The sequence below is a fragment of the Actinomadura sp. 6N118 genome, from assembly GCF_044326415.1.
Classification (GTDB): domain Bacteria; phylum Actinomycetota; class Actinomycetes; order Streptosporangiales; family Streptosporangiaceae; genus Spirillospora.
Genome location: NZ_JBIRAZ010000031.1, coordinates 43,543 through 55,959, shown reverse-complemented (window position 1 = coordinate 55,959; position 12,417 = coordinate 43,543). Strand labels below are relative to the sequence as shown.

Below are 12,417 nucleotides of genomic sequence, written 5' to 3'. Positions count from 1 at the left end.
GCGGTTTGCTCAGCCCGGCGGTTTGCTCAGCCCGGCGGTTTGCTCAGGCCGGCGGTTTGCTCAGGCCGGCGGTTTGCTCAGGCCGAGGGTTAGCTCAGCCGGAGGGTTTACTCAGCCCGAGGCCTAGCTCAGGGACTTGCTCCTCCGGTCAAGATCGGGCTCCGATGTCCCCTCCGGTTGGGGCAGCCGGGCCGAGACGGCCTCTCGCAACTCCGGAAGCAGGGCGTACAGCGCATCACCAGGACACTCGGTGTCGCCGAGGTCGCGGTGGCCGACAATGGCGCGATCGGGGTCGAGCTGGTATTCGGTGCAGAGCCACGTGCAGACCGCGACCAGCGAAGACCACATCAACTCCGGAACGGGGGCCTTCCTGTAGGTCCCCTCGTTCTCGATTCCGATGGTGTGGTCGTTGTGGCGCCGGGCCTGCGCTCCGATCGCATGCCTGCCCGTGATGATCGCCGAGAGGCTGCTGTCCCGGCCCTCCATCACGTGCCCGCCGCGGCTGATCGTGAGGTGCTGGCCCGTGTCGTTCCACCCCCGGTGTCTCATGTGGAAGCGCTGGATGTCGCGCGAAAGCCGGTAGGCGTGTTCCAGCGAATCGTTGGGCGTGTTCGGGGTCGCGGTGTGGTGAATGACGATGTGATCCGGCATGCGCTCAACGACCTTGGTGGGCTTCCGGGCCTTCCTGGCGCCCCACTCCTGGCGTGTGTAGACCCGTGGCCGCGCCGGTACGGGACGTTCGGTGTCGCCAGCCGGGATGATCTCCGCCATGGCCATATTCTCGGCCAAGCCCGCCGCCATGGCGAAACCCCCCGCCACGGCTCCCAGAACCGTGCGCCGAGTCATGAACGGGCCGTCGCTCGTGAACGGGCCGTCGCTCGTGAACGGGCCGTCGCTCATGAACAGGCCGTCGCTCGCCCTCGGCCCCCGGTCGGCCGAACATCCCCCCGAACACCCGAACACGCGCCCCCCCAGCTCGTCATGATCCATTAACGGAACGTAGTCGTGGCCGGGTGGATCACCAAGGAATCGGCGGTTCAGGGACGTTGCACAAGAAGGTGGATACGTGGGGAGATGCGGATAGCACAAAGCCGCCGGGTAGGAGGGGGGGTTAACCACTCCTACCCGGCGGCTTAGTGATCGATATGCGCTTGGGCGCTGAGGCCGGGTCAGGCCTCCGCGCCGAAGGCCGGGTCAGGCCTCGACGACGTTGACCTCGATCGTCGCGTTGACTTCCGGGTGCAGGCGGACGCTGGTCCGGTGCGAACCGACGGTCTTGATCGGGTTGCCGATCTCGATCCGGCGCTTGTCGAGGTCCGGGCCGCCGGCCGACTTGACGGCGTCGGCGATGTCGGCCGCGGTGACCGCGCCGAACAGGCGGCCGTTGCTGCCCGTACGGGTGCGCAGCGTCACCTTGAGGGCCTGCAGCTGACCTGCGACCTCCTTGGCGTGCTCGACGGTCGCGATCTCGCGGGCCGAACGCGCCTTCTTGATCGACTCGATCTGCTTCTCGGCACCCCGGGTCCACTTGATCGCGAACCCGCGCGGCACGAGGTAGTTACGGCCGTAGCCGTCCTTGACCTCGACCACGTCACCGGGCTCACCGATGCCGGAGACCTGCTGAGTCAGGATGAGCTTCATGGTTCAGATCCTCCTGACTCAGCGAGCGGTGCTGGTGTACGGCAGCAGCGCCATCTCGCGGGCGTTCTTGATCGCCGTCGCGACATCGCGCTGGTGCTGGGTGCAGTTGCCGGTCACGCGACGGGCCCGGATCTTGCCGCGGTCGGAGATGAACTTCCGCAGCAGGCCGGTGTCCTTGTAGTCGACGTAAGCGATCTTCTCCTGGCAGAACACGCAAACCTTCTTCTTAGGCTTGCGGGGAGGTGGCTTCGCCATCGTGGTGCTCCTTATGTAGAGCCCCGCTCACGCGGGAATGGACGTTTGTCGGATTGCTTGATCTTGCTTAGAACGGCGGGTCGTCAGAGAAGCCGCCGCCCCCGCCGGAGCCGCCGCCGGTGGCCCAGGGGTCGTCGGCCGGGGCGCCGCCCTGACCGCCCTGACCGCCTTGACCACCTTGGCCGCCGCCCTGGCCGCCGCCGAAGCCGCCGCCCGCAGCGGCACCGCCGCCGTAGCCGCCGCCTCCGCCACCGAAGCCGCCACCGCCGCCCTGCCGCTGGGTCTTGTTGACCTTGGCGGTGGCGTTGCGCAGCGAGGGGCCGACCTCGTCGACCTCGACCTCGAAGACGGTGCGCTTCTCACCCTCGCGGGTTTCGTACGACCGCTGCTTGAGGCGCCCCTGCACGATCACCCGCATGCCGCGCTGCAGGCTCTCGGCGCAGTTCTCCGCCGCCTGCCGCCAGACGTTGCAGGTCAGGAAGAGGGCCTCGCCGTCCTTCCACTCGTTGGCCTGGCGGTCGAAGAACCGCGGGGTCGACGCGATGCGGAACGACGCGACCGCCTGGCCGCTAGGGGTGAAGCGCAGGTTCGGGTCCTCCACGAGGTTCCCGACGATCGTGATTACGGTGTCGCCTGCCATTGGGCTCGCTCCGGCGGATATGAGGGCCTGGGCCTGACGCTGGGCGCCTGGCTCAGTGGACCTCGGGGCGGATGACCTTCGTACGCAGGATCGTCTCGCTCAGGTTCAGCTGCCGGTCGAGCTCCTTGACCGTGGCAGGCTCGGCCGTGAGGTCGACCACCGCGTAGATGCCTTCGGACTTCTTCAGGATGTCGTACGCGAGGCGGCGCCGGCCCCAGATGTCGACCTTCTCGACGCTCCCGCCGCCGTCCTTGACGACCTTCAGGAACGGGTCGAGCGACGTGGTGACGGTGCGCTCGTCGATGGCCGGGTCGAGGATGGCCATGAGTTCGTAACGACGCATGATGTGTCCCTACCTCCTCTGGACTGGTGCGGTCACGGTCTCTCCGTGACAGGAGGGCTGTTGCGTCTCTCGCGGGGCAGTGCCGGCCTTCGTGACCGGGCGCCTACCGCGAGACCGATACAGGCTACCAAGAGTTTGCAGCGTGTCAGGCTATGTGCGCAGCCAACACGCGATCCCCGGCGCCACGGCCCTTTGACCGGGGTCGTGTCTGCCTTCCCCGACCTCCGTGCCGGCGCCCGGACACTCCCGTGCCGATAGCCGGACACTCCCATACCGACGGCCAGGCACTCCCAAGCCGACGGCCGGACACTCCGCCGTCCGGCCTGTGACCCGCGAGTCAGCGTCGGCCTGTGACCCGCCTCGGCGTCGGCCCGTGACCCGCGTCAGCGTCTGGCGGCGCGTGTGGCGGGGGTCCTCGCGCAGCGCCGGCGTTCCAGCTCGGCCATGATGTCGGCCATCCTGGCCCGCATCCTGGCTGTCTGGGTGGTCAGCACCGACAGCTCCTCGACAAGCTCGGCGTCGCCGATGACCGTGAAATCACTCGCCTTCACCGTGCACCTCCTTGCGTTCCCTGCTTCCCCTCAGGGGGACGGCTCGCCGCGGCGGCGGCCATCTTCGAATCCATGTTCGACCGTACCGGGTCCGGACGACATTTTCCGCCCCCACCTCGCGGGTTGATCATCAGGTGTCCAGGGAATCTCTTTACGGATGCGATACGTCCGTCCCACCCGGGGCGCGACGCCCCACACGCAACGACGAGCACACTCGTACCTGGAGGGGGTGTGGCCCCATGCCACAGGAGGCAGCCGGTCAAAAGCGTTCGGTGATCAGCCTCAACACCGACGGAGAACGGCACCCGATGGAAAATTCCCTCGCGGTCGCCGCCATCGTCATCGGACTGCTCGCGCTCGTCCTGGGATTCATCCCCGACACCCATTTCTTCGGCGCCATCGCCGGTGTGATCGGGCTTCCGCTCGCTCTCTACTCCCAGATGGTCTCGGCCACCACCGGCGAACGCTGGCTCAACGTGGTCGGGATGGTCGCCTCGTTCGTCGGCACGGCCTTCGCCCTGCGCCACGGCGGCTTCACTCCATAGCGCGCCCTGCAAGACGCGCCCCACCTAGCGTGCACTCCATAGCGCGCACCCCATAGCGCGTTCTCCACAGTGCGTCCTGCGTCGGCCGCCCTGTGGCCGCGACTCGGTCATGTGCTTGCTCGCTGAGCAAGACGTGGCTCGGCCGGGTGCGCCCGAACTGTCGGAGGGCGCGGCTAGGCTCGGGTGCATGCGCATCGGAGCCCACGTCGACCAGACCAACCCGCTCGACAACGCTCGCGCCATCGAGGCCGAGGTCGTGCAGTTCTTCCTCGGCGACCCGCAGGGCTGGAAGAAGCCCGTCCTGCCCGAGGGCGTCGAGGCGGTCAAGGATTCCGATGTCGATGTCTACGTGCACGCCCCCTACACGATCAACGTGGCGACCTCCAACAACCGGATCCGCATCCCCAGCAGGAAAAACCTCACCCAGCAGCTGGAGGCGGCCGCCTCGATCGGCGCCAAGGCCCTGATCGTCCACGGTGGGCATGTGCTGAAGGACGACGACCCCGAGACCGGCTTCGAAAACTGGCGCAAGGTCTTCGAACGCATCGAGTGCCCCATCCCCGTCTACATCGAGAACACAGCCGGCGGCGGCAACGCCATGGCGCGCAAGTTCGAGCGCATCGCGCGGCTGTGGGAGGTGCTGTCCGGGGTCCCCGGGCTCGACGGGAAGATCGGCTTCTGCCTCGACACGTGTCATGCGCACGCGGCCGGCGAGGAGCTCATCGACGCGGTCGACCGGATCAAGGCCATCACCGGCCGGATCGACCTGGTCCACTGCAATGACAGCCGCGACGCGTTCGACTCCGGGGCAGACCGTCACGCCAATCTCGGCACGGGCACCATCGACCCGGAGTTGATCCTCAGCGTCGTCCGGGCAGCGGGTGCGCCGGTCGTGGTGGAGACCCCCGCCGAGGGCCAGGCCGACGACATCGCGTGGCTTCGTACCAACCTGGGTTCCAACCTGGCCTGAACCGGCCTTTCCCTTCATCCCGTCAACGACGCAAAGGGTGCCTTCCAGCGGGAACTTCAGTGCCCTGGACTGCATCTAACCCCGCGAAGTCCCCTGAATCCCCACACGCATACCAAGTCGTCACACTGGCATAATCCGCACAGTCCACACCTCAGCGCACGCGCGTGACATTGCGGCGGCGGGCGCGCGAACGATCGGGAAGTCGATGTCCCAGCCCCCTTACGACCCGTACGGCTACGGTTCGCAGGACCCCTACGCACAGCAGCAGTACCCGCCGGCCCAGGTCCAGCACCACTACTACGGCGGCGGCACACCACCTGTGGCCGTCCGCACCAACGGCATGGCGACCGCCTCGATGATCCTTGGCATCATCGGCATCTTCACCTGCGGCTTCGGCTCGATCCTCGCGGTCATCTTCGGACACGTCGCGCAGGGCCAGATCCGCCGTACGGGCGAGGGCGGCAGCGGCATGGCCGCCGCGGGCCTGATCATGGGCTACATCATGCTGGCGCTCGGCTTGCTCTACTGGATCGTCGTGGTCGGAATCTACGGCGCGGCGCTGTGGAGCCTCAACGAATCCAACCCGAACACCTACTAAGCCCGGATCACCATCTCCGGGCCGAGGCGCTCGGCCCATGCACAGCCGGGCGGCTCGATCTTTGCGGTCAGACGCCGGAGGTCCAGAGGCCGGAGGCCGTGAGTCTCCGGCCTCATTCCAGCTTGGGGACGCCTGACAACTCGGTCCCGCCCTCTCCGACGAGCAGGACGGTCATCGGGGTGTCGCTGTCCCGCCACGACTCCACGGCTTCGGCAAACACGTCGACGGCCGTGCGGAACGATCCGTGGTCGGCTTCGGCCAGTTCCGACCACGCCTCGTACCCGATCAGGTAGCCCTTCCGGCTAGGAACCCACGACAAGTCGGTCAGGCAGTCCTCGAACGCGTCCCAGTTGTCGCCGAACCAGTCGGGGAACTCGAAGACCACGGAGCACATCCGCAGGAACGACCCCTTGTCCCGGACGGCATGACCGTCCAGCCGGAAGACCCGCAGGCCAGCCTGTTCTGCCCGTTCGACCCAGTTGAACGAGGCGGGCGGCGACCATTGGAAGACGCCAGGCTCCAGCCGCCCCGCAAGCAAGTCGTCCAGTGCCCTCTTCGCGTCCACGTCATCTCCCGGCGGTGTCCCTCAGGCCGCCCTGGCGACGCGCTGCCGGATCATCGGTCTGCCAGCTGCACCAAACTGCGGTCGTGAGCGGTGTCCTCATGCTCGCGATCGTTCCACAGCCCGGCGTGGACGGCCTGGCGACGCGCTGACCTGGCCTGATCGCTCCAGGGATGCTCCCACTGGAGCCATTTCAACGTCTGTGCTTGACAAGGGCCGGCTCGATTTCTAATATCTCTAATATCGAGAGACTCTGATTAAGAGCTACTCGATACGAGAGTCGGTACCCGTTTCCCGGGAGGAGACCCACCATGAACATCACCAAGACCCCCGACACCGCGACCCCTGACACCGCGACCCCCGCCTCCGTCGAGCGCGTCCAGGCGGACTATCGCACCGTGAAGCGCCTCGGCCACTGGACGACCGCACGGCACATCGAGGTGCGTGCTCACCGCGGCGGCGTCGTGCTGGACCTGCGTTCGCCGCAGATCACCGAAGGCGACATCGAGATCCGCCTCGACCTCGACCACGCGTGGGTGAAGGTGCTCGTCGACGACGACACCGACATCGACAGTTGGGACCTGAGGTTCATCCGGCGTGGCCGCGTCAAGGACTGGACCGGTGAGAACGGCTCCGGCAGGCGCGTGCGGCTCGTAGGCGAGATCCGCAGTGCGGAGGTCCGGGTACACCGCGGTGGAGTCGCGACCCTGTCGGCGCTGTTCTCCCTCGAGTTCATCGACGAGGCGCGCAAGGCCCGCAAGGAAGGCGGCACGCCCTCCATCCCCGACCCCGGCTACAAGGGCTGAGGCCCGCCCGACCGGCCACCTCAAAGATCGCGCACGGCCTGAGGCCGTGCGCGATCTCTGCGTTTCTGGAATGCACGCCGTCGCTCAGGTGAACGACGACACAACGCCAGGACGGTACCCCTCCGAGTTGGTCGTTGAATCCGGTGGACGTCGGCGGTCACCGTGCCCGCTTGTTCGAGGTTGCCGTCCCCAGGTCATCCGTGCGTTCAGCCCAGGCGGTAGACCGTGGCGTCGTAGTCGTCGGGCGTCTGGACACGGCCCGCGGCCCACAGTGATCGGTTCCTGGGATCAGGGCGAGACCGTAGACCTGGGCGGACCGTCTCGCGGCACCGATCTGGGTCGTGCTCCATGCGCCGCTCGCCGTGCGGTGCAGCAGATGGGTGCTGGACCTCTCGGGATCCCTGGCGGTCTCGTCGCCGATGAACCACAGGCCGCCGCGACCATCGGGCACCACCCGCAGCGGGATCCGGTCGTTCGGCATGCTCACGCGCTGCCAGTGCCGGCCGTTCCAATGAAGGAGGAGGGCCTCACAGCTCTCGTTGCCCTCTCCGTCCGAACGAGCCACCTCGCCGGTCACCCACACACTCTTCTTGGAGACCGCTGCGACATCACGCAGGTAGACGCACTGGGAGGGGCCGCCTGTCTCAGGCTCTGGAATGTCGGGCGGCAAGGCGCTTCCGGCCTGAACGTCCTTCCACGTCTTGCCGTTGAAGCGCGCGATCGTGCGATCACCGCAGGGGTGTTCCGCTTGGCGCCGACGGCCCAGATGTCCTTGGCCGAAGTGGCGCTGAGACGGTGCGGCAGCAGTTTGCCGGTACTGACCCGCCTCCAGGCGCGGCCGTTGAAGTGCCACGTGTCGATGCCTGCGCCCGCTCGGGAGTAGCCCAGCACCCACACGTTGCGAGGCCCGAACGTCACTATGTCGCTGGCCAGGGCGTTGGCCCACTTCTTGGAGACGTTCCACTTACGGCCGTTCCAACGCAGGGCGTATGTCGGACCGCCGTCGCCTGTGCCCGCCAATGCCCACGCATTGGACGGCGACGTGGTGCTGCCGGCGTAGGCGGACAGCTTGACTGCCGCCGGCAATGGAACGTTCCGCCAAGTCCGGCCCGTCCAGTGCCGAGCGATGGAACGCTCATGGCCCTCGGGCGTACTGGCTCCTCCGAAGACCCAGGCATTGTTTCTTTCCGCTCGCCGCCACCGCGTTGTACGCGCTGAAGTCGCGGTTTCTACGCGGTGGCGGTGTCGGTCGCGGTGGCCGTGGCGATTGCGGTGGCCGTGGCAGTTGCGGTGGCCGTGGCAGTTGCGGTGGCCGCGGACGTGGCGCTCGCGGCGGCGGTGGGCCTGGCGGCGAGGCGGGCACGCAGGGTACGGAGGCTGATGACATCGGCGGCGCCGTCGAGCACTCCTCCTGCCGGGTCGTCCACATCGTCCTCTCGTACGGCATCACCCGACGGGCGTAGCACGTCGCGTACGACCAGAAGCGCCAGCAACAACACAGTCAGGAACCTGGCGAAGAGCGCAACGTAGTAGGTGCCGTCGTCGATTCCACCTGGCGGGACGTCAAAGTGCAGTAGCGACGAGAGAGTGGTCGACAGGTCGGCCCCCGGCCGACGGTAGGACACGGCCAGCAGATACCACCAGATGCCGAAGAAGTAGATGACCTCGCCCACCTGCCAGACGATGAACGCGGGCAGGCGCGGCCGGGCCAAAACGACGAGCGGCAGAAGCCAGAGCACGTACTGCGGCGACCACACTTTGTTGGGCAGCATGAACGCCACCAGGACCAGGAACATCAACTGCGGGAGCCGCGGCCGTGTAGGTGCGGTGAGGGCGAGGACCGCAATGCAGACAGCAAGCACGAGGAAGATGCCTGTGCCGAAGAAGTTGAGGTCATCGGTGTTGTTGGCCGACTCTACGCCGTGGTCACGGAGGTAGAAGAAGATCGAGCCCCAGTCGATGCCACGGCTGCGGCTGAAGCTGTAGAACTCCAGCCAGCCCTCCCACGCGAACACCATCACGGGCAGATTGACGACGAGCCAACCGACCGCAGTCCCCGCCAACACGCGGCCCATGGCCCGCCACTGCCCAGCGCGAACGCAGAGTAGAACGAGAGGTCCCAGGAAGAGCAGCGGATAGAACTTCGCTGCGATCGCCAGCCCGAGCAGCAGTCCTGCCAACAGCGGCCTCTTGGACGCCCAAGCGGCAAGCGCCAGCGCCGACAACCCCACCGCAAGCAGGTCCCAGTTGATGTACGCGGTGAGCAGCAACGCGGGTGAGCACGCCACCATCAGGCCGACCCTCAGCGTCTTGCGCCCGGCAACGTACGCCGTGGCGAGAACGGTGACGATGGCCAGCAGCGCCAGGAGCAACACGGTCACGTTGAAGAACGCCATGCCCCGCGTCTCGACACCGAACGGCCGTACAAGCCTGGCGACCAACTGCATGAAGAAGCCGCTCAGCGCCGGATACTCGACGTACGTGATGTCGTCGCCGTCGAAGGAGTCGAAGTAGGGCACCTTGCCGTCGTTCAGCCCGCGTACGTAATAGAGCGGGTAGATGTCGGTGTAGCAGCCACGCGTCGTCGTCTTGACGAAGTCGAAGCCCGCCGTGGCGCATGGTTGTTTTTGCAGCCAGCCCAACAAACACACCAGCGCGGTCACTCCGGTCAGCACCGGCAAGAGACGCATCAGGCGCCCGTGACCGCCTGGCTGGTCGTCAAGGGCAGGGGCGGCGGGGGTAGACGACGGCATGGACGAACCCTATTGCCGCCGCCCTCCCCGCGTCAGATCACGGACCCCAGCCGCTCTGGTTGCTCTGCCTCTGAGGTTGGTTCGAACGCTGCTGGTCTGGGTTCTGGCACTGCGGGTTGTCCGGGCGCCGCTCGCACCACCACGACGGCGGCGGGTTGGACGGCGGGACGTCCGGGTTGCAGCCCAGCGGCATGCCCCACTGGTCACACGGCTGGCCACCGGAGTCGGGCGGGGGCGTCGGCACGCTCGGACCGGGCGTCGGCGAACCCGAAGGACACGGCTCCGCGTCCGGCGGGGTCGGTGCACCGGGCACACCCGGCTGGCACGAAGGACTCGTGGAGGGCGTCGGCGTCGGGACCGGTGGGGGCGTGTCCCAGGCCTTCGGTGTGCTGTCGCTGTACGTCGGCGGATCGAAGGACTCCGGCGGCAGGTTCTCGCCGGCGATCACCTTCTCCATGAAGTTCTTCCAGATCTGCGCCGGGATGGTGCCACCGTAGATGCTGCTGCCCTGGAAGCCGGGAATCCCGGTGATCGGCTTGACCTTCTCGTTGTACATCGTCACGGCAGTCGACAGTTGCGGCACGTACCCGACGAACCAGGCCGCCGCGTTCCTCTCCGTCGTACCGGTCTTGCCCGCGACGTCACGGCCGTCGCTCAGCCGCGCCCTGGTCGCCGTACCGCTCTGGACGACCGACTTCATCGCGAGCGTCGCCTGCGCCGCCTGGTCCTTGGTCAGGACCCGTTCCTTCTCCTCGTCCCACGGCAGCGCGATCTTGCGGTACTTTCCGTCGTCCTTCTTGACCTCGACCTTGGTGACGAGGTGCGGGGTGACGGGACGGCCTCCGTTGGCGAACGCGGCGTAGCTGGACGCCTGGTAGACGGCGGGGATGTTGGCGATGCCCAGCGACAGACCACCCTGGTTCTCGTGCTTGGCCAGGTACTTCTTGGGGACGCCCAGCTCCGTCGTGGTCTCGACCACGTCGTCGAGACCGAGCTTCAGGCCGAGCTTGACGTACGCGGTGTTGACCGACTTCTCGGTGGCCTTGACGAGATTGATGACGCCCATCGGCGGGTCGCCCTCATCGTTGTTGACCTTGTAGCAGTCGGTGCCGACCGGCATGTTGTTGCCCGCGCCGTCGAAGCACTGCGGCGACCTGCCCATGATGGTCGACTTGACGCTCTGGCCCTTCTTGAGGGCGGTGGCGAGCACGTAGGGCTTGAACGAGGAGCCCACCTGGGCACCCGCGTTGAAGACCGTGTCGACCTGGCTGCGTTCGGGATTACCGCCGTAGAACGCCTTGATCTCCCCGTTCTTCGGATCGACCGCGATCAGCCCGGCGCCGATCCTCTTCGGCCACCGGCCGACGCCGGCCTCCACCATGGCGCCCTTGGCGTACTCCATCCAGTCGGGATCGAGACTGGTCGTGACGCGCAGACCGGCGTTCTGGATGTCCCGCGGCAGACCCTTGATCTGGTTGAGCTCGTCCATGACCCGCTCCCTGATGAAGCCGGTCTGACTGGTCTCCTTGGTGTCACTCCACGTGTACGTCGTCCTCGGGAACTGCATGCTCTGCCGCTCTGCCTGGCTCAGCTGGCCCATCTTGACCATGCCGTCGAGGACGTAGTTCCAGCGGAAGCGCAATGCCTGGTTGGCCTCGTCGTTGCCCCGGGTCTTGAAGTAGCTCGGCTGCTGGATCATCGCGGCGAGCATCGCGCCCTGTGCGACGTTCAGCTTGCTCACGTCCTGGCGGAAGTAGGCCCGTGACGCCGCCTGGATCCCGTTCGCCTCACGGCCGAAGAAGACCGTGTTCAGGTACATCTCGAGGATCTTGTCGTGCGTGAGCGTGTTGCCCACCTTCATGGAGATGAAGATCTCCTTGAACTTCCGGCTCATGGTGCGGTCCTGGCTGAGCCCCTTGTAGTAGTTCCGGGCCAGCTGCTGAGTGATCGTCGAACCACCCTGGGTGTCACCGCCGGTGGCGGACTTGAAGACCGCGCGGGCGAGTCCCTTGGGGGAGATGCCCCGCTCGTTGTAGAAGTTACGGTCCTCCGCGGCCAGCACAGCCTGCTGGACGTGCTTGGGCACCTTGCTCAGCGGGACGGACTCGCGAGTCGCTCCCAGCCGCACGATCGGCTTCCCGTCGTCGTAGAGGATCGCTGAGCCCTGGTCTCTGACGCCGTCCTGCGGCTCGTCCGGCATCGGCGTGAACGCATAGCCGATCCCCACGAGCGTGACGGCCGCGAGGAACAGCAGGGCCGTGACACCGGAGACGACCTTCCACGACGGCACGTACCGCCTCCAACCTTCCCGGCGAGGCCCCTTGGGCCGCCGTCGGCCCCCACCCCGCGGACCACCGGGGCCACCCGGGCCGCCAGGCCCCCCTGGACCGCCAAGCCCACCCGGACCATCGGGCCCACCGAGGCCACCCGGGCCGCCAGGCCTACCGGGGCTCCCAGGCCTGCCGGGGATCCCAGGCCTGCCGGGGCCGCCGGGGTTGCCAGACCTGCCGGGACCAGCCGGACGTCCAGAGCCGCGAGGGCCTCCGGGCCCGGCAGGAATGCCAGACCTGGCCGCAACGCGAGGTATTTCGCGGCGTCCAGGGGCGCCTCCTGGTCCAGGGGTGCCTCCTGAACGCCCTCCGCTGAGCCGGCCGGATCCCCCTCCAGCCGACGGTCCCGGGGACCCGCCGGGCATCGGTGAGCCGGTGGGCATGCCACCCGGTTCCCTGCCTGGCGTGCCGGCCCCTCCGGGG

The 12,417-nt window shown here is 67.3% G+C and carries 14 protein-coding genes; 4 read left to right on the top strand and 10 right to left on the bottom strand.

Annotation, left to right across the window (positions count from 1 at the left end; translation table 11 throughout):
• Positions 1-123 precede the first annotated feature (123 nt).
• The 6 genes from ACH34W_RS48840 to ACH34W_RS48815 form a co-directional block, all read right to left on the bottom strand.
• Positions 124-900, bottom strand: coding sequence for a peptidoglycan recognition family protein (locus ACH34W_RS48840; RefSeq protein ID WP_395968109.1), 777 nt, complete (start codon positions 898-900; stop codon positions 124-126).
• A gap of 294 nt (positions 901-1,194) precedes the next feature.
• Positions 1,195-1,641 (bottom strand): 50S ribosomal protein L9, encoded by a 447-nt coding sequence (gene rplI, locus ACH34W_RS48835; RefSeq protein ID WP_395968108.1) that lies wholly within the window; start codon positions 1,639-1,641, stop codon positions 1,195-1,197.
• An 18-nt stretch (positions 1,642-1,659) separates the two neighbouring features.
• Positions 1,660-1,896 (bottom strand): 30S ribosomal protein S18, encoded by a 237-nt coding sequence (gene rpsR / locus ACH34W_RS48830; protein WP_395968107.1) that lies wholly within the window; start codon positions 1,894-1,896, stop codon positions 1,660-1,662.
• A 67-nt stretch (positions 1,897-1,963) separates the two neighbouring features.
• On the bottom strand, positions 1,964-2,536 hold the full coding sequence (locus ACH34W_RS48825; protein WP_395968106.1) for a single-stranded DNA-binding protein: 573 nt from the start codon (positions 2,534-2,536) through the stop codon (positions 1,964-1,966).
• Between the two features lie 52 nt (positions 2,537-2,588).
• The gene (rpsF, locus tag ACH34W_RS48820) at positions 2,589-2,879 is read right to left on the bottom strand and encodes a 30S ribosomal protein S6 (protein ID WP_395968105.1); all 291 of its coding nucleotides are present in this window, start codon (positions 2,877-2,879) and stop codon (positions 2,589-2,591) included.
• 383 nt (positions 2,880-3,262) lie between these two features.
• Positions 3,263-3,430 carry a hypothetical protein gene (locus ACH34W_RS48815; RefSeq protein WP_395968104.1) on the bottom strand — a complete coding sequence of 56 codons (168 nt, stop codon included), beginning with the start codon at positions 3,428-3,430 and terminating at the stop codon, positions 3,263-3,265.
• 239 nt (positions 3,431-3,669) lie between these two features.
• Between ACH34W_RS48815 and ACH34W_RS48810 the strand changes: the two genes are divergently transcribed.
• From ACH34W_RS48810 to ACH34W_RS48800, 3 genes are all read left to right on the top strand, one after another.
• Positions 3,670-3,975 carry a hypothetical protein gene (locus tag ACH34W_RS48810; protein WP_395968103.1) on the top strand — a complete coding sequence of 102 codons (306 nt, stop codon included), beginning with the start codon at positions 3,670-3,672 and terminating at the stop codon, positions 3,973-3,975.
• 187 nt (positions 3,976-4,162) lie between these two features.
• Complete coding sequence (locus tag ACH34W_RS48805) at positions 4,163-4,945, top strand: deoxyribonuclease IV (RefSeq protein ID WP_395968102.1); 783 nt, start codon at positions 4,163-4,165, stop codon at positions 4,943-4,945.
• Between the two features lie 205 nt (positions 4,946-5,150).
• A complete protein-coding gene (locus ACH34W_RS48800; protein WP_395968101.1) occupies positions 5,151-5,543 on the top strand; it encodes a DUF4190 domain-containing protein in 393 nt (130 codons plus the stop codon).
• 112 nt (positions 5,544-5,655) lie between these two features.
• On the opposite strand, the gene ACH34W_RS48795 is transcribed toward ACH34W_RS48800, so the two are convergent.
• Positions 5,656-6,108 (bottom strand): barstar family protein, encoded by a 453-nt coding sequence (locus ACH34W_RS48795; RefSeq protein WP_395968100.1) that lies wholly within the window; start codon positions 6,106-6,108, stop codon positions 5,656-5,658.
• A gap of 308 nt (positions 6,109-6,416) precedes the next feature.
• Between ACH34W_RS48795 and ACH34W_RS48790 the strand changes: the two genes are divergently transcribed.
• Positions 6,417-6,911: a hypothetical protein gene (locus ACH34W_RS48790; RefSeq protein ID WP_395968099.1), complete on the top strand. Its 495-nt coding sequence runs from the start codon at positions 6,417-6,419 to the stop codon at positions 6,909-6,911.
• Positions 6,912-7,068: 157 nt separating this feature from the next.
• Here the strand turns inward: ACH34W_RS48790 and ACH34W_RS48785 are convergent, their stop codons facing one another.
• The 3 genes from ACH34W_RS48785 to ACH34W_RS48775 form a co-directional block, all read right to left on the bottom strand.
• Positions 7,069-7,764 carry a hypothetical protein gene (locus ACH34W_RS48785; RefSeq protein ID WP_395968098.1) on the bottom strand — a complete coding sequence of 232 codons (696 nt, stop codon included), beginning with the start codon at positions 7,762-7,764 and terminating at the stop codon, positions 7,069-7,071.
• 376 nt (positions 7,765-8,140) lie between these two features.
• Complete coding sequence (locus ACH34W_RS48780) at positions 8,141-9,664, bottom strand: glycosyltransferase family 87 protein (RefSeq protein ID WP_395968097.1); 1,524 nt, start codon at positions 9,662-9,664, stop codon at positions 8,141-8,143.
• Positions 9,665-9,701: 37 nt separating this feature from the next.
• Positions 9,702-11,954: a transglycosylase domain-containing protein gene (locus tag ACH34W_RS48775; protein WP_395968096.1), complete on the bottom strand. Its 2,253-nt coding sequence runs from the start codon at positions 11,952-11,954 to the stop codon at positions 9,702-9,704.
• Between the last annotated feature and the right edge of the window lie 463 nt (positions 11,955-12,417).